19 protein-coding genes are annotated in these 21,885 nt (G+C 37.5%); 5 read left to right on the top strand and 14 right to left on the bottom strand.

What is annotated here, in order from left to right; genetic code table 11:
- Positions 1 to 62: 62 nt before the first annotated feature.
- The 12 genes from CRI88_RS17745 to putP form a co-directional block, all read right to left on the bottom strand.
- Entirely contained in the window at positions 63 to 377 is a 315-nt protein-coding gene (locus tag CRI88_RS17745; protein ID WP_036128393.1) for an antibiotic biosynthesis monooxygenase family protein, read from the bottom strand.
- A 1-nt stretch (position 378) separates the two neighbouring features.
- On the bottom strand, positions 379 to 1,404 hold the full coding sequence (locus CRI88_RS17740) for a siderophore ABC transporter substrate-binding protein (RefSeq protein WP_036128395.1): 1,026 nt from the start codon (positions 1,402 to 1,404) through the stop codon (positions 379 to 381).
- 66 nt (positions 1,405 to 1,470) lie between these two features.
- Positions 1,471 to 2,232 (bottom strand): iron ABC transporter ATP-binding protein, encoded by a 762-nt coding sequence (locus tag CRI88_RS17735; RefSeq protein WP_036128397.1) that lies wholly within the window; start codon positions 2,230 to 2,232, stop codon positions 1,471 to 1,473.
- Positions 2,229 to 3,182 carry an iron chelate uptake ABC transporter family permease subunit gene (locus CRI88_RS17730; RefSeq protein ID WP_036128399.1) on the bottom strand — a complete coding sequence of 318 codons (954 nt, stop codon included), beginning with the start codon at positions 3,180 to 3,182 and terminating at the stop codon, positions 2,229 to 2,231. The genes CRI88_RS17735 and CRI88_RS17730 overlap by 4 nt, the downstream gene beginning before the upstream one ends.
- Positions 3,175 to 4,125 (bottom strand): ABC transporter permease, encoded by a 951-nt coding sequence (locus tag CRI88_RS17725; RefSeq protein WP_036128401.1) that lies wholly within the window; start codon positions 4,123 to 4,125, stop codon positions 3,175 to 3,177. The genes CRI88_RS17730 and CRI88_RS17725 overlap by 8 nt, the downstream gene beginning before the upstream one ends.
- Positions 4,126 to 4,410: 285 nt before the next feature.
- Positions 4,411 to 5,463 carry a YkvI family membrane protein gene (locus CRI88_RS17720; protein ID WP_036128403.1) on the bottom strand — a complete coding sequence of 351 codons (1,053 nt, stop codon included), beginning with the start codon at positions 5,461 to 5,463 and terminating at the stop codon, positions 4,411 to 4,413.
- Positions 5,464 to 5,505: 42 nt separating this feature from the next.
- A complete protein-coding gene (gene menC / locus CRI88_RS17715) occupies positions 5,506 to 6,612 on the bottom strand; it encodes an o-succinylbenzoate synthase (protein WP_058844743.1) in 1,107 nt (368 codons plus the stop codon).
- Positions 6,613 to 6,633: 21 nt separating this feature from the next.
- Entirely contained in the window at positions 6,634 to 7,458 is an 825-nt protein-coding gene (locus CRI88_RS17710; RefSeq protein ID WP_058844744.1) for a GNAT family N-acetyltransferase, read from the bottom strand.
- Positions 7,458 to 8,603, bottom strand: coding sequence for a M20 peptidase aminoacylase family protein (locus CRI88_RS17705; RefSeq protein WP_036128409.1), 1,146 nt, complete (start codon positions 8,601 to 8,603; stop codon positions 7,458 to 7,460). Before CRI88_RS17705 ends, CRI88_RS17710 begins: the two co-directional genes overlap by 1 nt.
- A 205-nt stretch (positions 8,604 to 8,808) precedes the next feature.
- Positions 8,809 to 10,296: a peptide MFS transporter gene (locus CRI88_RS17700; RefSeq protein WP_036128411.1), complete on the bottom strand. Its 1,488-nt coding sequence runs from the start codon at positions 10,294 to 10,296 to the stop codon at positions 8,809 to 8,811.
- A 413-nt stretch (positions 10,297 to 10,709) separates the two neighbouring features.
- Entirely contained in the window at positions 10,710 to 11,996 is a 1,287-nt protein-coding gene (hflX, locus tag CRI88_RS17695) for a GTPase HflX (RefSeq protein ID WP_058844745.1), read from the bottom strand.
- A 135-nt stretch (positions 11,997 to 12,131) separates the two neighbouring features.
- Complete coding sequence (putP, locus tag CRI88_RS17690) at positions 12,132 to 13,619, bottom strand: sodium/proline symporter PutP (RefSeq protein ID WP_058844746.1); 1,488 nt, start codon at positions 13,617 to 13,619, stop codon at positions 12,132 to 12,134.
- Positions 13,620 to 13,818: 199 nt separating this feature from the next.
- Here putP and CRI88_RS17685 point away from each other — a divergent pair, with 199 nt between their 5' ends.
- A complete protein-coding gene (locus CRI88_RS17685; RefSeq protein ID WP_058844747.1) occupies positions 13,819 to 14,979 on the top strand; it encodes a class I SAM-dependent methyltransferase in 1,161 nt (386 codons plus the stop codon).
- A 61-nt stretch (positions 14,980 to 15,040) separates the two neighbouring features.
- Here the strand turns inward: CRI88_RS17685 and CRI88_RS17680 are convergent, their stop codons facing one another.
- Together CRI88_RS17680 and CRI88_RS17675 are read right to left on the bottom strand one after the other, a co-directional pair.
- Entirely contained in the window at positions 15,041 to 16,360 is a 1,320-nt protein-coding gene (locus tag CRI88_RS17680) for an ABC transporter permease (RefSeq protein ID WP_036128417.1), read from the bottom strand.
- Position 16,361: 1 nt separating this feature from the next.
- Positions 16,362 to 17,048 carry an ABC transporter ATP-binding protein gene (locus CRI88_RS17675; RefSeq protein WP_036128420.1) on the bottom strand — a complete coding sequence of 229 codons (687 nt, stop codon included), beginning with the start codon at positions 17,046 to 17,048 and terminating at the stop codon, positions 16,362 to 16,364.
- A 423-nt stretch (positions 17,049 to 17,471) separates the two neighbouring features.
- Between CRI88_RS17675 and CRI88_RS17670 the strand changes: the two genes are divergently transcribed.
- The 4 genes from CRI88_RS17670 (at position 17,472) to CRI88_RS17650 (ending at position 21,866) form a co-directional block, all read left to right on the top strand.
- Entirely contained in the window at positions 17,472 to 18,092 is a 621-nt protein-coding gene (locus CRI88_RS17670; protein WP_036128422.1) for a DUF47 domain-containing protein, read from the top strand.
- A gap of 21 nt (positions 18,093 to 18,113) precedes the next feature.
- Positions 18,114 to 19,130: an inorganic phosphate transporter gene (locus CRI88_RS17665; RefSeq protein WP_058844748.1), complete on the top strand. Its 1,017-nt coding sequence runs from the start codon at positions 18,114 to 18,116 to the stop codon at positions 19,128 to 19,130.
- A gap of 351 nt (positions 19,131 to 19,481) precedes the next feature.
- Positions 19,482 to 19,631: a hypothetical protein gene (locus CRI88_RS22550; protein WP_157492955.1), complete on the top strand. Its 150-nt coding sequence runs from the start codon at positions 19,482 to 19,484 to the stop codon at positions 19,629 to 19,631.
- A gap of 123 nt (positions 19,632 to 19,754) precedes the next feature.
- A complete protein-coding gene (locus tag CRI88_RS17650; RefSeq protein ID WP_036128463.1) occupies positions 19,755 to 21,866 on the top strand; it encodes an MMPL family transporter in 2,112 nt (703 codons plus the stop codon).
- Positions 21,867 to 21,885: the final 19 nt, after the last annotated feature.

The following is a 21,885-nucleotide window of genomic DNA, read 5'->3' as shown; positions in this document are numbered from 1 at the left end:
CGTGACCTGCTTTTATATGTATTAAAAAAGGTGCCTCAATCTCTTGAGACACCTTAAGGCTATTAACCTTTTACATAATAAACTTCTTGTCCACTTTCAATGATATGATCAGGCTTTGGCTTTCCTGCGCTTGCCTTGTGGCCGGCAATATGCTCAGGGCTCTTCTCCCAATTTTTCCATGCTTCTTCTGATTCCCAGCGAACCATCACTAGCACTTCCTCATCACCGCGGCGAACTTTCTTTACAAGAACCTGTTTATCAATATAACCAGGTTGTTGTTCAAGTAATGATGGACTGTTTGGCTTAGCACCAAAGCGTTCCACAACCTTATCCGAATTACCTTCCGTCACAACGATACGTTTAATTTGTACAAACATATTAGTTAAACGCCTTTAACACATCTTCAGCTTTTTGTGTTTCTGATTGTAAACCGCCACCTGAAAGGTACCAAACTTCCGGATCCAAGTAGAATACTTTACTGTTTTTCACAGCATTTGTTGCACTTACGATTTCGTTTTCAATTGCTGCTTTTGTACCTGACTCACCGTTTTCATTTACAACAGCGTCACGGTCAATAACGAATAAAATATCTGGGTTTTTCTCACGTACGAACTCAAAGCTTGCATTATCACCATGAGACTCAATTTTAAATCCGCCAGCTTCAGCTACAGCTTTTACACCATATACATCATGAATCACACCGAAACGTGAACCAGGACCAAATACAGATAATGAACCTTCACTACCTAAAACGATTAATGCTTTTTCTTCTGTTGCAGTTGCTTTTGCTTTAACTTCTTCTACTTTTGCTTCATAGGCAGCAATTGCATCTGCTGCTTCTTTTTCTTTACCAAAGATTTTACCTGCTAATTCTGTATTAGCTTTGAATGACTCTAAGAAGTTATTGTTATCTACACCAACATATACAGTAGGTGCAATTTTAGATAATTCAGCATAAGCTGCTGATGCACGACCAGAGATGAAAATAATATCAGGGTTGATTTCAGATAGTTTTTCATAATCAGGCTCGAATAATGTACCTGCATTTACATAAGTGCTATCTTTATATTTGCTTAAGTAAGCTGGTAATGAATCTTGTACTACAGCAGTAGGATTAACACCTAAAGCATCTAATGTATCTAGGAAACCATTATCAAAAACGACAACTTTTTCTGGCATTTTATCAAGTTTTACTTCTTCAAATGTAGTAGTGCTATCACGACCTTCAACTGTGCTTCCAGGAATTGTTAGTGGGTATACTGATGATTCTTCATTTTGTTCTTCAGCCGGTTTGTCAGTTGAAGTCCCTTTATCTTCTTCTTTTGCTTCGTCTTTTGAACCGCAAGCAGCTAATACTAATAGCATCATTGCCATTAATACCGTAAGTAATTTCCATTTTTTCATTGTAAAATTCTCCTTTAAATAATTTATTTGATAGTCAATTGATGGTTGATCCATCGATAACTATTTTTACGAATTAAAATAAACACAAATTCGACAGCCATCCTGTTCTTGAACAGGGATATCCATATCATAGATTTCCTTCAATGCATCTGAGTTAATAATGTCATTTGTAGGACCGTTTTTAACTACACGGCCATCTTTCAATGCCACGATATTATCAGAATAAACAGAGGCAAAATTAATATCATGTAATACGATGACCACTGTTTTCCCTAACTCATCAACAAGTTTACGTAAAATCTTCATAATCTGGACAGAATGCTTCATATCTAAATTATTCAATGGCTCGTCCAGTAAGATATACTCTGTATCCTGCGCAATAACCATTGCAATAAAAGCACGCTGACGTTGACCGCCTGATAGTTCATCTAAATAACTTTGTTGCATATCTTCTAAATTCATGTAGCGAATAGCTTCGTCCACTTTTTCTTCATCTTCAGGCTTTAGGTTTCCTTTTGAATAAGGGAAACGACCAAAGGATACAAGCTCACGAATGGTTAGACGGACATTCATAAAGTTTGATTGCTTTAATATCGAGACACGCTTGGCAAAATCATCTGATTTCCAACGACGTACATCTGCTTTATCGAGTAGTACTTCGCCAGTATCTGCATTCAGTAAACGGCTTACCATTGAAAGTAGCGTGGACTTCCCTGCACCATTCGGTCCAATAAAAGATGTGATTTTTCCTGAAACAATGTCAACACTTACATCTTGAACGACAGGCTTTTTCCCAAAAAACTTCGTAATTTCTTTGACTTGAATCATCCTGCTGACCTACTTTCTCTTAATAATAAGTAGATGAAGTAAACCCCACCCACAAAATTAATAATGACACTAAGTGTAGTACTGAAACCAAATACACGTTCAACCATCCACTGTCCACCGATTAAAGCAATAATACTCATGACACAGGAGCCAGTAATCAAAATAGAATGCTTGTATGTTTTGAAATACTGATACGATAAATTTGCAACAATTAAACCAAAGAATGTGATCGGCCCAACGAGCGCCGTCGAAACGGCAATCAAGATCGAAGCTAAAATCAACATACGTTGTACCAACTTATCGTAAGGTACACCTAAATTAATCGCTGTATCTCGTCCCAAGGACATCACGTCTAATTGATTCATGTGGCGAGCACCATATGCAAACGTTATTAAAATGATAACACCTGCTAGCCAAACTAAATCTGAATTGACATTATTAAAGCTTGCAAACATTTTACTTTGTAAACCTAAAAACTCATTAGGATCGATTAATACTTGGAAGAACGTCGTAATACTTCCTAAAAACGTACCAACAATCATTCCGACAAGCAGTAAAAAATAAATCGGTCGCTTTCCTTCTTTAAATAATACTCGGTAAAAAATTAAAGCGAATATAATCATCACTACAATAGCAAGCGTGAAATTATAGTAAATATTAATGACTAATATAGATGTAGAGCCAAAGAAAAAGTAGATGAATGTTTGAATCAACATATATAAAGCATCTAATCCCATGACACTTGGCGTTAAAATACGATTATGGGTAATTGTCTGGAAAACTACTGTTGAATAGGCAATAGCTATACCTGTTAACGACATCGCTACTACCTTTATGACACGACGTGGAAAAGCATAATGATAGTTACCATTTAGTGCCCAAAATAAATACAATAAAATGGCTATTACGGCAAGACCTAGTAAAATGAACATCTTTGTACGATTACGCATATGCTCTCCCCCTAAACAACATGAATAGGAAGATGGCACTTCCAATTACACCAACAGTCATACTAATTGGTATTTCATAAGGGAAAATCAGTACACGTCCCAAAATATCGCAGAATAATAAAAATGACATACCAAGTAATGCTGTATGTGGCAAGGTTTTTGCCAAATTATCACCTTTAAACAGTGAAATTATGTTTGGAATGATCAAACCAAGGAAAGGAATGACACCGACTGTTAACACCACTGTTGTGGAGATAAGGGCTACCAACACTAAGCCTAAATTCACCACAAATTTATAGGATAGACCAAGGTTTTTTGCAAAATCCTCACCCATCCCAGCTACAGTAAAACGATTTGCGTAAATGTAAGCTAAAATAAGTACTGGCACACTTATGTATAACAGTTCATAACGGCCTTTCATGATTAATGAGAAATCTCCTTGTAACCATGCAGAAATGTTCTGGATAATATTCGCCTTGTACGCAAAGAATGTTGTAACGGAGGACAAAATATTTCCATACATTAAGCCAATAAGCGGTATAAAAATCGCATCTTTAAACTTAATTCGGTTTAATATTTGCATAAATAGTAATGTGCCGGCTAAAGCAAATATGAAAGCGAAGGAAATTTTTTGAAAATACGTGACATTCGTAAAGAACATCATGGAAATCAATACACCCAACCGCGTGGCATCTAATGTACCAGCTGTTGTTGGCGATACGAACTTATTCCTACTTAAGCTTTGCATAATTAAACCAGCAATACTCATACCTGCACCTGCTAGCAAAATAGCAACAAGTCTAGGTACACGACTAATTAAAAATAGTCTAGCTTCTTCTGATTGAAAGTCTAATAGGTCGCTAGGCTTAATATCTATTACTCCGATAAATAGCGACACAATAGACAGCACAATCGTTGCTGTTAAAAGATATCTTATTTTCATAGTAATCCCCGGTAGATTTCATTTTTGTGTGTAATTCACTTTCTAGTGAAAATGATTATCATTACTCACGTTTCCCATTATAAGCATGATTTTATTGTCAGTCAACCAACAATTGAGAATTATTCTCGTTTTATTGAGTATTAACTAAAAAACGTGTCTAATAAACAAAATATCAGTAAGTTCGCTAAACTCTACAACTGAAATAATTCACTATTTCTACAAATTTTTTATCCAAACAAAAAGGTAATTGAGAACAAAAGCTATCTCTCAATTACCATTTTTATATTAAATAATCTTCCTCGTACCTCTTAACCACGCAGAAACAATAAATATAATTAACACCAAACCTACATAGCCCATGACTGCATACAGCTTTGCCACTAGTGTCGTGAAGCCTACAAGACTCGCTAGAAATCCGAGACCACCTATAAAAATAACCGCTACTCTAAAGCTAGCTTTACTAGGCTCGAAAAATCTTACCATGAAAGAATAGAGCATTCCTACGGCCGTATTATAAATCATCCCCAAAAGGGAAATTGCCATTAAAAGGCCCACTATAGGATGAATTTCATTCGCTAAGGCTAGCATTGGAATATCTAGTCCAACAATGATATTCATTTTTGCTAGAAGGGAAAAATTAACAAGTAAAATTAAAGCACCTAACAAAATGCCACCAATTATGCCACCCATGCCAGCAACTTTGGCATTGCGTATAGAACCACACATAACCGTTAGTAAAGAAAAGCTAACCCCTACATTGAATGACATATACAGTAAGGCCGTCACCCACCAACTGTTTGCACTTACTTGAACCTGTTGGGCAATAACTGCCTGCTCTACAAAGGTAAGGTCCATCGTTGCTATAGCATAGATTGCGATAATAGAGACAATTGTTAGTAGATAGGGTGTGGCAAGGGCAATGATATTAATAATGCTTTTGACATCCATCATGACCGTAGCTACTGTAAGTAAGATCATACAAATACTCCCTAGCCAAATAGGTAGTCCAAACATTTGCTGAAATGTTGCACCCGCACCAGCAAACATAATTACGGCTACACCAAATAAAAAGAGAGATAATACAAAATCCAACACAAAGCCAATCGTATTCCCTGAAATTTGATAAATCAAATCCTTATGTGAGGCTGTGCGGAGTCTTGAGCTCACTTGAGCAATACACATGCCAACAATAGAGAAGCCAACCATGGCTAACAGCGCACCATATACGCCTTGAAAGCCATAGCTTGTAAAATAGAGGACAATTTCCTGTCCTGATGCAAATCCAGCTCCAACGATGATTCCTACATAGGCCCCACCGACTTGCAAGCTTTTTTTCAATCAGTTCTCTCCTCGTTTTTCCTTTATTGACTTACTAATGCTTTATTGATAGACCTCTGTACTAATCGTTAACTTATCAATAATAGTCATATTAGGCGCATACCCAATACCAACTGACTGCGACACCTCAATATAACCATCTTTCACTACTACTTCAGGATCAATTATATCTTCATACCAATAATGACTAGAACCTGCAGTATCACCAGGTAAAATAAAATGACTAAGCGATGTTAAGGCAATATTATGTGCTCGTCCGATCCCTGCTTCTAACATACCACCACACCAAACTGGAATTCGTTTCGCTTTACATAAATCATGGATTCGTTTCGCTTCTGTTAAACCACCTACTCGTCCAATCTTGATGTTAATGACACCACAGCTCCCAAGCTCAATCGCTCGTCTGGCATCCTCAAAAGATGTGATACTTTCATCTAAACAAATAGGCGTTTTTAACTTTTTCTGTAATGTTGCATGATCGACAATATCATCCGTAGCTAATGGTTGTTCAATCATTAATAAACGAAAGTCATCCAGCTGCTGAAGTATATTTATATCCTCTAATGTATAAGCAGAGTTTGCATCCACCATCAAAGGTAAGTCTGGTAGTTCCGCACGGATTGCTCGTACTACCTCAACATCATAGCCAGGCTTTATTTTTATTTTCACCCTTTTGTAACCCTTTTCAATATGACTTTTTATTACCTCTATTAATTGCGCAGTGGAAGGCTGGATACCTACACTGACTCCGACTTCAATACGCTGCTTTTGGCCACCTAATGCCTGTGCAAGTGATTGCTTCGTTAGTTGAGCATAGATGTCCCAGACAGCACCCTCTATCGAAGCCTTCGCCATACAATTTCGACGAATAGGGGCAAATAAGGAATTGACCTCATCTGGATGCCCAATCCCTTTATGTAACAAGATGGGTATCAAAAAATCCTGTAGCATATGCCATGTGGTCTTTAATGTCTCTTCTGTATACCAAGGTGCTACAAAAGCAACGGTTTCTCCCCATCCTGTAATTCCTGACTCATCTCTTGCTTCTACTAATAACAGCTCTTTTTCATCGACTGTGCCAAAGCTCGTTGTAAATGGTGTTTTCATGGGCATTTTTAAGTGCCTTAACGTTATCTTTTCTACTCTCACGATATTCACTCCTTATCCTTATTATAAGGCTAATAAGGAGCGTCTGACTAACAGATAGCTATGAACATATTCTGGGTGCTTCTTCATACGTACAATGGCATAATCTTGATTAAATAATGTAGTTAAGATTGTGCGTATTTTATAACGCCAATCCTCTGCAAGTTTTGGACTCTCTACTTTCATTTTCTGTAAAGATTGTGGAATTGGTAAGAGATAGGCATCCTTGTAAAAGGACTGCTCCATCTGAAATGCATTTTCCACATCAAGCGCAGGTAAGCCATCGACGGTTAATGTCCACGGTACAATCTCCCCCGCTATTTCTTCTAATTCATCAAGGCTATCTGTCATTTGGTCACGCTCGATCCACCATTCAACGACTAACCTATCTGAAGGTAGTCCTTCATTAAAATCATCCTGGAGCGGGCCATAGTAATCATTTTCATATTGATAGCTAGTGGCATTTAGTTTTAGAAACGCTAGATTAGCTAAACGTACTTCTAACGGTTCAATTAACCAACGGACAAGCTGAAAACCATGTTCTTTTGCATATTCTTGTTGCGCGTGCTTCAATAATTCAGCTACACCTTGTTCACGATATGCTTTTTCTACACCAATCATGTGCGAATGTAAGTACATTTCGCCATCTTGATAACCCACGAAGCAATAGTTAAAGCCAATTAGCTTTTCTCCTAAATATGCCCCTACTATTAACCCACCATTTTGTACAGCTGCTAGTAATTGATGGGAGGGAATTGCTTGGCTACCCCATATTTCTGCATTCAATTTTTGGACCTCTGCAATTTCTACCGGTGTCATTACTTTCTGTATACGCACTTGCTCTAACATTATGCTGACGCCTCCTTTGTCTGCCCTGAATCCAATGCTAGCAGTACTGCCCTCGTTAGAATTTCAACTCCCGTGACAAGTCTTGCTTGTTTAAATTTCATTTTTGGATGATGCAACCCCGGTGTAAGACCACAGCCCAAGCCAAGCATCGTTGTTTTTAAATGTGGTCGTTGCACAGCATAGTGATGAAAATCTTCTCCACCAGGTGTATGAACTGGCTTTCTTAAATTCGATAATCCCACAGCCTGTATAATGGCCTGCTCCATCATGTATTGTGCACTTGTGTCGACTTCAGCAGCTACAATATTCGCAACAGTGCGTAATTCAATCTGCACCTTATGCAAGATTTTAGAGGAATCTATAACGCGCTTTACCCCTTGTGCTAAATCATCCATTACATTATTTTGCTGGGCACGAATATCAATCGTAAACGATGCATTACCAGGAATAATATTGCCTGAATCTCCACCAGCATGAAATTTCGTCATCTTAACAGACACTGGCACCATAGGATCAGTATGAATAGTTCTTAAATCTTCAATGATCGTTGCGCCTACTTCAATGGCATTAATGCCTAGGTGAGGTCTTGCAGCATGGGCATCCTCCCCTATAATCTCCCCCTCAAGCAAGCGAGAGGCACCGTGATAGAGCGCAGCACAATACGTACCATCCTCTAGCTCATGGACAGGTCGTACATGAACACCAAATAAATAATCTAAGTCATCAATAACACCTTCCTCTAAAACAGATAACGCTCCAGTTCCCTTTTCTTCTGCCGGTTGGAAAATAACACGAATTGTACCATTAAATGATTGCTGTAAGTCTTTTAAAAGTAATAGCGTACCAATGGCCATCGTCATATGTCCGTCATGACCGCAGGAATGATTTGCACGGAAATGACCATCGACCTCCTGCCATAAGGCATCTATATCTGTTCTTAACCCCACTTTTGGATATCCATGGCCAACATCGACGTATAGACCTGTGGAATTTTTAAACCGTATAGGAGAAAATCCTTCCTGTGTTAATAGCTCAACTATATAATTGGTGGTTTCTACTTCATGCCAGCTAATTTCAGGATTTGCATGTAAATACGTAAAAATCTCCATTAACCTTGGCCTCAAATAATCTAACTCTTCTTTCATGGCTTCCAACCCCTTAAATTTTCATATTATTAAGACTATTATAACGAAAATGATTATTATCTACATAGAAACTTATACCCACATTCAATAAATTAACTACTTACGATAATATATTTCACTCTAAATTTCTTAGATAGACTTTTATTTAGATAGCAAAAAAAGATGCAAGTACAGTTACTAATCAAACTGTACTTGCATCTTTCTTTTAATTAATACCCTTCATCGCTTTTGAAATAATCGGTGAAAGTACTAATATAATAATTCCGACCACAATAGATAATGAACCTAAGAAGCCGAAGTATGTGAATTCGCTTACAACTTCATAAACCTTTACTAATTGCGCATTAATTGCTTGTGCTGCGGCACTTGTTAAAAACCATAATGACATAGTTTGTGCTGCAAAGGCTTGCGGTGCCAACTTTGTTGTAGCAGATAGACCAACTGGTGATAATAATAACTCACCAACCACTACTAGGAAGAATGACAGGACTAGCCATAAAGGGCTTACTAACGTTTCCCCACCAGATAAGTATGCTGGAATCATCATTACTAAGAATGAGAGACCTGCAAAAAACAATGCATATGAAAACTTACGTGGTGTAGTTGGTTGCTTGTCCCCCCATTTAAGCCATAGCATCGCAAATAATGGTGCCAATGTTATGACAAATAAAGGATTCAACGACTGGAACCATGAAGATTGAAGCTGAATGCCTCCAATACTTAACTGAGTACGCTCATCTGCATACGTAGCTAAAATTGTTGCCCCTTGTTCTTGTATAGCCCAGAACATTACCGCTGATAAAAATAATGGAATATAAGCAAGTAGGCGAGACTTCTCATCTTTCGTAGTTTTTTCACTGCGATACATATAAATGAAGAACACAGTTGGAATTAATACACCTAGTGCCGTAATAATAAAACTGAATACATTCATTGTTAATGTACCCGTTTTAATACCAATAGCACCTAAAATGATGATAAGTAAGGCTACAATTCCGAATTGTGTAAAGACTTTTTTACGTTCTTCAGGCTTTAATGGATTATTAACTTGTAATCCTGCTAAGCCTAAATACTTTTTCTCTGTTAATTTGTAAACAATTAAACCAACAAACATTCCAAGACCAGCTAAACCAAAGCCTAGATGGAAGCTATATTTTTGTCCAATTGTTCCGACAATAAATGGCGCAATGAATGCCCCCATATTAATACCCATATAGAAAATAGAAAAACCTGCATCACGGCGGCTATCTGTTTCAGCATAAATGTCCCCAACAATACTTGAAACGTTTGGCTTTAATAAACCTGTACCCATGACGATAAATGCCATTGAAGCAAATAACATAGTCACTCCGCCAGGCAATGCTAGCAGTAAGTGACCGATCATAATTAACACGCCACCATAAAAAATGGTTCTACGTGTTCCTAAAACTCGGTCGGCAATCCAGCCACCTATAATACCAGACATATAAACAAGTGAGCCATAGATGGCCATAATAGAGTTCGCTGTTCCGCGGTCTAGACCTAAGCCACCCTCATTCAATTCATAATACATAAAGAAGATGAGAATTGCTCGCATTCCATAATACGAGAAACGTTCCCAAAATTCCGTGAAAAACAAAGTAAAGAGCCCTTTAGGGTGTCCAACAAAGCCATTTTGAGGGACAGATTTTACAACTTCATCTTTACTAGACATACAATACCCTCTCCCAAATAAAAATTATTCTCCAAAAACATTACTACCCTAATTTAAGGATAAAAAAACTTTGTTTCATCATACTAAAGCGTTTTATTATCTTTAGCAAGAGTTTTAAAAAATGTTGAAAATTTGTCATTTTTCTATAAATTCTGATTGGTTATAGCACAAAATATTAAATCCTTTGATATATCTAAGTTTTCTCATTCTTTGTTTTCAGAAAACTGACATAAAAACTTTAAATTATTCTAAAATATTTAACATTCGGATTTTTTACTTATTATACAAATTCACACTATTTTGTCTATAAAATTTACGAAGTCCTGTCATGTAGTTCTAGATTCTACTATTCCCACTAATCGCAAAAAGCATGCCAAAAATCCTTTGGCATGCTTTGGGTGATCTACATTTTTTTAATTGACAACATATTGTTGGTACTTGGCATAATCTGCTGCCTTTACTTCAAGCGATAATAATGTACCGCCCTCTTCATAGGCTGTATTAAAAACAGAGGCATATTCATTTAAATAAGAAACAACGTTTCCTTGGTCATAAGGAATTAACATGTCACACGTCACATAATGAGAGAAGATATGCTGACGAATCAATTGTATTAATTCCTCTAAACCGATCCCTTGTTTTGCTGAAATCCACATATTATCACCGCTGACTACAGGGTAAGGAACATCTGCTATATCAGCCTTATTGTAAACATAGATTGTTGGAATGTCTTTTACTCCAACCGCCTTCAGCGTTTCATTTGTCACATCCATCATAAATCCATGCTCTGCATTTGAAACATCAACAACATGGAGTAAAAGATCAGCATCTCGCGCTTCTTCTAATGTGGATCGGAACGCTTTTACTAAATGGTGGGGTAATTTACTAACAAAACCAACTGTATCTGTCAGTAAAAATGTCTTTTTATCGGGTAGTTCAATTTGACGAACTGAAGTTTCAAGTGTAGCAAAAAGCATATCCTTTTCAAAAACCTGTTTATGTTCTTCTTGCCCTATTTGGGCAAGCAACTGATTCATAATGGTTGATTTACCCGCATTTGTATAGCCGACGATTGATACAACTGGGAGTGCATTTTTTCGACGCTGTTTACGTTGTGTTTCTCGTTGCTCTTTAACGTGCTCAAGATCCTTTTTAATTTTAGCAATTTGATCTTCAATTTTTCGTCGATCCAATTCAAGCTTCGTTTCACCAGCACCACGGTTTTTAAAGCCGCCTCCAGTACCACCGCCCTGACGACTTAGAGAGGCATGTAAGCCCACTAAGCGAGGTAGCATGTATTGTAACTGAGCTAATTCCACCTGCATTTGTGCTTCTCGTGTTTTTGCACGTCTTCCAAAAATATCTAAAATAAGCATTGTTCGATCAATAACCTTCGTTGCTAAATCACGCTCTAAATTACGAATTTGAGAAGGCGACAATTCATCATTAAAAATAACAAGATTTGCTTGCGCTTCTTCATAAAAATTTTTGATTTCTTCTATTTTACCTGTCCCCACATAATGAGACGGTGTAACACGCTCCAAATTTTGCGTGACAACGCCTACTACTTCCACATGCAAGGCCTCTGCTAAATTTTTTAGCTCTTCCATAGAATAATCAAAATGCTCATCATTTCGTAAATTTACGCCAACTAATATGGCCTTTTCAAGTAATACATCGACTTCCTTAATTCTATCCATTAGAAACCTCCCACCAAAGCTTGGTGTCTCTACGACAAATTTTCTTCATTTTACCATATATAACTCTTTTTCGTATCTCTTGATATTCAGCTATTTTTCTAAAAAATGCGCCTCTTAAGAAAAGGCGCATTTTAACTATTTTCTTTCTTCTTTTAGTAATATTTCTGAGCGAGTGAACTCTTCTTCGATTTCTTTATTTGGTCTATATGTCAGCATACTGACAACAACCGCAACAATTAAACAAACAAAGAAGCCAGGAACTATTTCATATAGTGCACTTGATAAGGCATCTACTTTACCCCAAATAAACGCAGTTGCAGCCCCTGTTACCATTCCGCTAAGTGCTCCATAATTCGTGAGCTTTCTCCAATATAAAGAGAGTAAAATAATAGGTCCAAACGCTGCACCAAATCCTGCCCAAGCAAAGCCAACTAAGCTTAAAATGGAACTATCAGGATTCCACGCTAGGATTGCTGCAATAATTGCAACAACTAATACAGCCATACGTCCAACAAAAACATAATGTTTATCATCTGCTGTTTTATTAAATAAAGCTTTATAAATATCCTCTACAAGCGCTGAGGAAGTTACAATAAGCTGTGAGGAAATGGTACTCATAACAGCTGCTAAAATAGCCGCCAGCATAATACCGGCTATAAATGGATGGAATAAAACTTGTCCTAGGACAATAAATACTGTTTCAGCGTCTTTCAGCTCACCAGCGTTTTGCTCATAATAGGCTACCCCTACCAAAGCTGTCCCAATAGCACCGAATAAACTTAACATCATCCAGCCAATACCAATACGTCGAGCCTGCTTTGTTTCTTTCACAGAGCTAATTGCCATAAAGCGAACAATGATATGTGGCTGTCCAAAATAACCTAATCCCCAAGCAACTGAAGAAATAATTCCTGCCGCTGTCGCAGTGGCTGGTAATAAATTTAGAAGATCTGGACTAACCGCTTTAATAGAGGTAATTGTATCTCCTATCCCACCTGTTACAAATAGCCCGAATAACGGTACCATAATAAGTGCTAAAAACATAATAAGCCCTTGTAAAAAATCTGTATAACTAACCGCTAAAAACCCACCGAATAGGGTATAGGCAACTGTTACGCCTGAAACGATTAATAACCCTGTGTGATAATCATAACCAAATGAACTCTCGAAAAACTTGCCTCCTGCTACCATTCCTGACGATACATAAAACGTGAAAAATAATAGGATGATAATACCTGAAGCAATCCTAATAAGCTTAGTATTATCACGTAATCGATTATCCAAATAACTTGGAATGGTAATGGAATCATTCGTAACCTGTGTGTAAACCCGTAAACGTGGTGCAACAAGCAGCCAGTTTAAATAAGCCCCTATTGTAAGTCCAATCGCAATCCAAGCTTCCACAAGACCTGATAAAAATATCGCACCTGGTAAGCCCATAAGGAGCCAGCCAGACATATCCGCAGCACCTGCACTTAGCGCAGTAACCGCTGGACCTAAGGAACGACCGCCAAGCATATAGTCTGTTAAATTGGATGTTTTCACAAATGCATACCAACCTATTGCTAGCATGGCGACCATGTAAATAATAATTGCTAATAATTGATACATGTTATCTGACATATTTTCTCCTCCTTTTTTCCTCTTTAGTATCTCCAATTCAAAAAGAATTACTATATTTAAGATACCATGAATATACAATTCCACCTATAAATACTCAGAATTTTTATTAAAATTTTTCCGAATGTCAAAGTAGCCATTGTCTATTATAAAATGTGTTAAACTAGTGCCATCTATTACACAATAAAGTAGGCGAAAATGTATGACATTTGAAGAAATGAAAGCTCTGCTCATTGAGCAAATTTTACAGCAACAGCTTGTGACTGCTACAATCAGTCAACCACGCATGAAATCGAACGAAATCAAACGTATAAAATTAAAGCCATTAATGTTAAAAAATCATTATCATATACAAATTGAATACCAATATGAACGCATTTTAAAACATGAAAATATTGAAGTGGCCGATTTCCCTTACAAGCTTGAAGCCATTTTTGAGGATTATCGTCAAGCACATATCGATTTTGTAGATGAAAAAGTACATGTGCAATTATCCAAAAAGAATAAGGTCCTTTGGAAATCTGATAAAGCGACCTCCCCTAAACAAGTCAATTTAGCCCATAATCGAAAAAAAAATTATTTACTATCTGATGACCAGCCCTATCCATTTTTAATTCGGCTTGGGGTACAAACAGAGGAAGGGAAAGTAAAGAAACAAAAATACGATAAGTTTAAGCAAATTAATCGTTTCATTGAATTTATTGATGATGCTTTAACTTACTTACCTCAGGATCGACAAGTGCGTATTTTAGATTTTGGTTCGGGTAAATCTTACTTAACCTTCGCTTTGTATCATTATTTAAAAATCGAAAAGGGCTTAGACATTCGTGTTACTGGTTTAGATTTAAAAAAAGAGGTTATTGAAGAATGTTCAAGAATCGCACAGGATCTAGGCTATGACCAGCTCGAATTTCTTGTAGGAGATATTAATGATTATAATGATGAATCTGCTGTGGACATGGTGGTAACACTACATGCATGTGATGTTGCGACAGACATGGCACTAGCTCGTGCTGTGAAATGGGGGGCCAGTGTAATATTAAGTGTCCCTTGTTGTCAGCATGAGTTAAATCGTCAATTAAATACGCCAGCTCTTGATATTATGTTGCAACACGGTCTTGTTCGAGAACGTTTTGCAGCACTAGCCACAGATGCTATTCGTGCTGAAATATTATCCTTGGTTGGCTATGAGGCACAGCTTTTAGAGTTTATTGATATGGAAAATACCCCTAAAAACATTTTAATCCGAGCATATCAAACAGGTAAAAAACCTAGTGAAGAGCAACGCGCCAGCTATGATGCCTTCTTAAAATTGCTCAATGCCACACCATTTTTAGCTAAAGAGTTAAAAGATTATTTATAATCTACGGGGTACTCCTTCCCTAATAGAAAGGCGATCCATCTTTGAAATGGACCGCCTTTTATTATAGCTCTTGTCGTAAAGCTTGAATCACATCTATTTTAGTCGCTTTGCGTGCTGGACGATAGCCTGAAATCATCGCTACTCCGATACTAATGGCGGCTGCAATAATGACTAATTGCCATGGTATAAGAGAGAATATTATATCATTTGTTGCAAAAGCCTCCTCTCCTGTCGCTGCCTTAAGAATCAATGGTAATGCTGCGTTAGCCGCAAAGCTGATGGCATACGAAATAACAACCGCAATAAACGTTCCAAAAATACCAATAAACGTGCTCTCCATTAAGAATAATCGTTGAATAAGCTTCGGACTTGCACCAATCGCCTTTAACACACCGATTTCACGTGTACGCTCTGTGACAGCCATTGTCATTGTATTAAAAATACCAATAGAAGCAATCAGCACCGCAATCGTCCCTACAAAGATTAAGCCAATTTTTAGTACAAGGAAAAATACATTCATTTGATCTAATTGTTCGGTCACTGAATAGACACTATAGCCTTTACCCTTTAACTTCTCCAAAATCGGCTTTACATTTTCTAAAGTATCCGCATAAATATTAAATTCTGAGTAAAATAGCTCATCTTCTTTGATATCACTATTGGCAGGTATATTTTCAGCTAACACTGACTTTTGTGCTTTATCCATGTGAATGGCGTTATCAACCATCCAATCATAAGAAGGCTTCTCCATCACACCAACAATTGTATAGGCCATTTTTTGCGTTTCATCATTTGTGCCAGTATGAGGCACTAAGGAAAGCTCTATATTTTTTCCAATTAATGATTCTTTATAGCCTTCTTCACTACCATCATAGTATGTTCCTTCTGCTTCAGCCTTTTTACTCTTTTCTTCAATAATATTGCGTTCTGCCGCATTCAATAATGTTTGACCAAAATGATAGCCTACAACAATTTCATTTGGCTTTGTTGGATAGTGTCCTTTTGCAAGCTTGCCGTTCACCTGCTCAAAGTCCTGCATATCCGACAAAATTAAATTAGAGGTTGTATCACGATCACCTAAAAAGGAATGTGCAGAAGCATTCACACTTATCGTTTCAAGCACCGTTTCTACATGGTTCAAATTTTTAATTTCTTGTACTTGCTCTTCTGTCAATTGCTTATCGCCATATACTTGAATTTTCGTAACTGTTTCATTCGAAAGAATTTCATTGCGTAAAGATTCCTGTAATCCAAAACCAACGGATGCTAGCACAATCAGAAAAGCACAGCCCATCGTTGCAGCTAATATCGTCATAAACACGCGCAGCTTATTTTTCTTAATATGTTGTGTTACAAAATCTAGTTGATCTTTAAATAACATGTTAAGCCTCCTCCTTTACAAGTTCGCCATCATACATGCGAAAACGTCTATGTGCTATCGTGGCCACTTCTTCATCATGCGTAATAATGACAAAGGTTAGCCCTAGCTCACGGTTTAGGCTCTGGATAAGCAATAAAATATCTTGCTCGGTTTCTGAATCAAGACTTCCTGTAGGCTCATCAGCAAGCAATATCGGAGGATTTGTGATAAGGGCACGCGCAATACTGACACGCTGTTGTTGTCCACCAGATAATTCATTAGGATAATGATCTGCCACTTCTGTCAGACCAACTTTGTCCATTAATTTCTTTACCCTTTCTTTCCGTACAGCCTTACGTAAGCCCTGTAGTTTTAAAGGTAATTCAATATTTTCGAAAGCCGTTAAACCCGGCATCAACTGAAAGTTTTGAAAAATAAAGCCAAATTGACGTAAGCGAAAAGCAGCACTTTCTGTTTCAGTCAGATGGGCTGTTTCCTTACCATTTACTTTAATAGACCCCTGTTCAGCTTTCATAAAACCAGCAAGAACTTGTAATAAGGTCGATTTGCCAGAGCCACTTTTTCCTACAATGGCCACAATCTCTCCTTTATTAACTTCAAAGTTCACACCTTTCAATACTGGAACCTGTTTTTCCTTCCCTCTTTTACCAATTAAAAATGTATGTTGTAAGTTTTCAACTTGAATCATTTGTTTATAAACGCTCCTTTCTCATTCATTTCCCATTGTAGAAAACAATTCTTAATAAAGAGGAAGGATAAAAATGAAGAAATTCTTAAGAATAAGAAGACTTCCTCATAGTACAAACGTATTTACATTAGCTTTACAATTCATCATGCTATTTCTCTTGTTATTCATCCTATTTTCCGTCGAAATCTGTACCAAACAGAAAAAACTATAAGATAATTCCTTATTAAATAAAGACTTTTCCTGTATCTATAAAAATAAATACAGTTTGTTCCCCTTTCATTTTGTGAACGAAATAAATATTACAGGAATGTAAATTTTCATGTCGAATATAAAGTTTTTATGTAGATAAATTAAAGATTTTGTTATGATAATAAAGTTTAGAGGTCGATTAATTTTATTTACATCCAGGAGGATTCGATTTACATGCTTAACTCAAAAAAACAAGACCCTTTCTTTATTGCATTGCATAAAATTGCTGAAAATATGAGAGAGGCTGTACATTACGCAAATGATTTTCGTATTAACAGTGTAGCTGACCTAAAAGAGATTAGCATTACAATGAAAAATTACGAAACTGCTGGCGATAAGCTCATTCATGAACTGATCGTAATGCTAAACAAATCATTTATGACACCTATTGAACGTGAGGATATTTTAGAGTTTGCCATTCGTATGGATGATATTTTAGATGGAACAGAACACTGTATTGCACACTTTGAAATGTTTTCCCTGACAGAAATCGATGAATCCATGCGTACGTTCTTAGGGTTTATTTCTAAAAGTGCTGATGAAATTGTTAAAGCGACTGAAGAGTTAAAGAAAAAGAATCTAATTGGCATGCGTCCACACGCAATTCTTATTAAAGACTATGAACGTGAATGTGATGAGGTACAGCGTTCTTCCATTAAGAAATTATTTTTAAATGAAAAAGATCCAATTCGCCTCATTAAATTTAAAGATATATATGAACAACTTGAAGATATCGCTGATCATTGTCAAAACGTAGCAAATACTATGGAAACAATTATCATGCGCAACGCATAATTAGGAGATGGGCACTTTACAATGAACACAATCATTATACTAACCGTACTGGTCGTCATCTTTGCCCTTACATTTGACTTTATCAATGGCTTCCATGATACAGCAAATGCTATCGCAACTTCGGTTTCCACTAGAGCATTGCCACCTCGAGTAGCAATCATCATGGCAGCAACCATGAACTTTATCGGTGCTATTACCTTTGTAGGGGTTGCAAAAGCTCTAACAAAAGATATTGTAGACCCTTTCTCTTTAAATGCTTTTGAAGGTGACACAACCGGTTCAGTCGTTATTTTAGCTGCATTAATTTCAGCTATAATTTGGAATTTATTGACATGGTATTTTGGTATTCCATCTAGTTCTTCTCACACATTGATTGGCTCTATTGCCGGCGCTGCTATCGCTTCTGCTGGCTTTAATGTACTAAACTATGGTGGCTTTACTAAAATTATTATGGCGTTAGTTTTTTCTCCAATACTTGCTATTTGCGCAGGTTTTATTATGATGACGCTATTTAAAATATGGTTTAAAAATTTAAACTTATATCGAACAAATAAAGGTTTCCGTACTATGCAAATTTTCACTGCGGCCATTCAATCATTTACCCACGGGACAAACGATGCACAAAAAGCAATGGGGATTATGACAATGGCGTTAATTGCTGGTGGTTTGCATACAGGAGATGAAATACCGTTCTGGGTGCGTGCAGCAGCAGCAGCAGCAATGGGTCTAGGTACATCGATAGGTGGTTATAAAATCATCAAAACCGTTGGCGGTAAAATTATGAAAATCCGCCCTGTTAACGGTGTAGCAGCAGATTTAGCTTCCGCTACTGTCATTTTTGGGGCTACGTTAGTCCACTTACCAGTATCAACCACACATGTTATTTCTTCATCTATAATGGGTGTTGGTTCTGCACAGCGTGTACGTGGTGTAAACTGGGGTATGGCCCGCAAGATTGTCACTACTTGGATTATTACAATGCCAATTTCAGCCGTTATGGCATCTGTTATTTATTTCCTCTTATCATTATTCTTTTAATAAAAGGCTCCTGTCCAATAGATGGACAGGAGTCTTTCATGTTGTTGAAAAAAGGTAATACACGTAAGGTTTAAGTACCTTTTTTATACAGGCTGATTTCGCCTCCAAGAAGGTCTCTAGGGGGGCGTCCGATGAGCTGCTTCACTCATCATGGCTCTCAGCCCCAGGTCCTACCCAGATGCTTAGATCCTCTAGGAGGATGCCCGGCCCCACTCCACCAACCATTCCTGCAAAAGGTCTCCCAGCCAAAAGAAATGGCTTATTTATAATATAAGAGATATTCTTACTCTGTGGATAGCTTGATGTGACAACACCCCTCCATAAAAGAGTAGTGAATACCTTCACTTTTTTATGGATTGGAGTGGAAGGCTACTTGACTCCCGTGGGAATAGCGAGACAGGCGAGCCTCTAAACGGAGCGGTAGCAGAGGAAGCGGCTCGGCGCTCGCCCACAGGAAAGCAAGTAGCCTGCAACGGAAATCCTTTTTCACCTTTCACATAAATTCTATGGATGGTTTTGTTTTTCAACACTATGAAAGACTCCTGTCCAATATCTTTACTTTGTCACACGACAAAATGTGACACATCCTTTACACTATTTGAGAAGGGGGATGCATTAACAACTATGAAAACTTTTTCGGCATTTATTACAGCACATGCAAAAGCAATCGTAGCGATATGGCTTATTATTTTTCTAGCAATGGCTTATTTTGCTCTACAGCTTCCAGGTAAACTTCAGGGTGATGGCTTTTTTGTTGAAGCCGACCATACCTATGTGACAAATGAGCTAGCAGAAAACTTTGATCTACCATCTGATACGATTTTAATTGTCTTTGATCCAGCTGAAGATCAACAAATGAAAGACACTTTAAAAAAACTAGATAGCATAAAAGACATACATTCAATCCAATCACCTTTAGAAGACTCCTCTTTACGTAAAGATGACATTGCCTATGCAATGGTTCATTTAAAAAATGATGTGGAGAATCTTTCTGACATTGTAGAAAATGTTCGATCATTAATTGAAGAAGACGGCGTTAGCATTACGGGAGGACCCGTTATTTCTGCTGACATTAATACAGCCAGTCAAAAAGATTTAGCTTCCGCTGAAGCCATTGGGTTACCCATTGCCATCGTTGTTCTCTTATTGGCTTTTGGTACAGTGATTGCTTCTATTTTGCCAATCATCATTGGTGTTGTAACAGTTGTTACTGCGTTCGGTATAATGACGCTCCTTAGTGGTAGTGTGAATCTATCCATTTTCGTCTTAAATATTGTCCCAATGCTCGGGCTTGCTTTAAGCATTGATTTTGCATTGTTGTTTATTAATCGTTACCGAGAAGAGCGTGCGCACACCTCTATAGTCCAAGCTATTCAAACTGCTATACAAACAGCAGGGCGTTCCATCATTTTCTCTGCTGTTTGTGTCATGATAGGCTTAGGCGCTATGATCGTTATTGATGTAGAGATTTTTCACAATATCGCTCTAGGAGGTACCATAGTCGTCCTGTTAGCCGTTCTTTCTGGCTTGACACTACTCCCTGCCACTATGATGCTATTAGGAGATAAACTCAATAAATGGCGTCTAATACGCATTAAACCAGGTGGTGCCAATCGTTGGCGTGGCTTTGCAGGCTTTGTCATGAAACATCCAATAGCCATTGTAATCTCTGCTTTATTATTACTTGGCATTGGTATGCTCCCATTAAAGGACATACAACTAACGATTCCACAGGTTGACTCCTTGCCAACTAAATATGATGCACGTGCAGCATATGATAAATTAGATGAAACGTTTGGACTGGGTGAATCATCTACGTTATATTTATTAGCTGAACGAAAAGAAGGCTGGGAGGATGCTGAAGGAAGAGAGCTCATTTATGCTATTCAAGAAAAGCTATTAAAGGACTCCCTAGTAACAAATGTTTCAACAGTCTATACAGCTGCTAACATTCAAACACCTGAGGAGCTTTCCACTTCTTTAGCAATTCCACAGATTGCGGAACAGTTAAAGTCTGTAATGAATACTTTTTCAAAAGATACTCAATTATTTATCCCTATTACCATCGATGCAGCGGGCTCTTCCACTACTGCTCAAAAATTTGCCCGATCTTGGATGGATCAAGATTTAGGTGTAGATTTCGCGCTTGGAGGACCCGCTAAATTCAACCAAGAGATTTTTGATGAAATTGCGAATAAAATAGTTTTGGCTATAGCCATTATCATCGTTTCCACATTCTTTATTTTAATGCTGGCATTCCGTTCGATTTTAATACCGTTAAAAGCGATTATTATGAACATTATTGGGCTTTCATCTGCGTTCGGTATACTCGTTTATATTTTCCAATATGGACATTTTGGTATTGAAGCAGGTCCGATTGTACTAATTATTCCAGTCATTGTTTTCTGTCTGGTGTTCGGCTTAAGTATGGACTACGAAGTCTTCTTAATCTCTCGTATCCAAGAAGAATATTTAAAAGGGGCAGATAATACACACGCAACAATTGATGGGTTAACATCCACTAGCCGTATTATTACATCGGCAGCGCTTATTATGATTGTTATTACAGGGGCATTTGCCTTCACAGACGTGATGCCTGTAAAACAAATTGGTGTTGGTATAGCCATTGCCGTTGCTATTGATGCGACGATTATTCGTCTTATGCTTGTGCCAAGTCTCATGAAATTATTTGGTGATTGGAACTGGTGGCTACCTTTTTCAAAGAAAAGTAAATAAAATCATTAAAATCCGCCTC

This window comes from Lysinibacillus fusiformis (assembly GCF_002845985.1).
Lineage (GTDB): Bacteria > Bacillota > Bacilli > Bacillales_A > Planococcaceae > Lysinibacillus > Lysinibacillus fusiformis_D.
This window is presented reverse-complemented; position numbering and strand designations above follow the sequence as displayed.

Bases quoted from the DNA above. Each gene is read 5' to 3' on its own strand.
- CRI88_RS17745 (WP_036128393.1), bottom strand. From the start codon at position 377: ATGTTTGTACAAATTAAACGTATCGTTGTGACGGAAGGTAATTCGGAT.
- CRI88_RS17740 (WP_036128395.1), bottom strand. From the start codon at position 1,404: ATGAAAAAATGGAAATTACTTACGGTATTAATGGCAATGATGCTATTA.
- CRI88_RS17735 (WP_036128397.1), bottom strand. From the start codon at position 2,232: ATGATTCAAGTCAAAGAAATTACGAAGTTTTTTGGGAAAAAGCCTGTC.
- CRI88_RS17730 (WP_036128399.1), bottom strand. From the start codon at position 3,182: ATGCGTAATCGTACAAAGATGTTCATTTTACTAGGTCTTGCCGTAATA.
- CRI88_RS17725 (WP_036128401.1), bottom strand. From the start codon at position 4,125: ATGAAAATAAGATATCTTTTAACAGCAACGATTGTGCTGTCTATTGTG.
- CRI88_RS17710 (WP_058844744.1), bottom strand. From the start codon at position 7,458: ATGTTAGAGCAAGTGCGTATACAGAAAGTAATGACACCGGTAGAAATT.
- CRI88_RS17705 (WP_036128409.1), bottom strand. From the start codon at position 8,603: ATGAAAGAAGAGTTAGATTATTTGAGGCCAAGGTTAATGGAGATTTTT.
- CRI88_RS17700 (WP_036128411.1), bottom strand. From the start codon at position 10,296: ATGTCTAGTAAAGATGAAGTTGTAAAATCTGTCCCTCAAAATGGCTTT.
- hflX (WP_058844745.1), bottom strand. From the start codon at position 11,996: ATGGATAGAATTAAGGAAGTCGATGTATTACTTGAAAAGGCCATATTA.
- putP (WP_058844746.1), bottom strand. From the start codon at position 13,619: ATGTCAGATAACATGTATCAATTATTAGCAATTATTATTTACATGGTC.
- CRI88_RS17685 (WP_058844747.1), top strand. From the start codon at position 13,819: ATGACATTTGAAGAAATGAAAGCTCTGCTCATTGAGCAAATTTTACAG.
- CRI88_RS17680 (WP_036128417.1), bottom strand. From the start codon at position 16,360: ATGTTATTTAAAGATCAACTAGATTTTGTAACACAACATATTAAGAAA.
- CRI88_RS17675 (WP_036128420.1), bottom strand. From the start codon at position 17,048: ATGATTCAAGTTGAAAACTTACAACATACATTTTTAATTGGTAAAAGA.
- CRI88_RS17670 (WP_036128422.1), top strand. From the start codon at position 17,472: ATGCTTAACTCAAAAAAACAAGACCCTTTCTTTATTGCATTGCATAAA.
- CRI88_RS17665 (WP_058844748.1), top strand. From the start codon at position 18,114: ATGAACACAATCATTATACTAACCGTACTGGTCGTCATCTTTGCCCTT.
- CRI88_RS22550 (WP_157492955.1), top strand. From the start codon at position 19,482: ATGGATTGGAGTGGAAGGCTACTTGACTCCCGTGGGAATAGCGAGACA.
- CRI88_RS17650 (WP_036128463.1), top strand. From the start codon at position 19,755: ATGAAAACTTTTTCGGCATTTATTACAGCACATGCAAAAGCAATCGTA.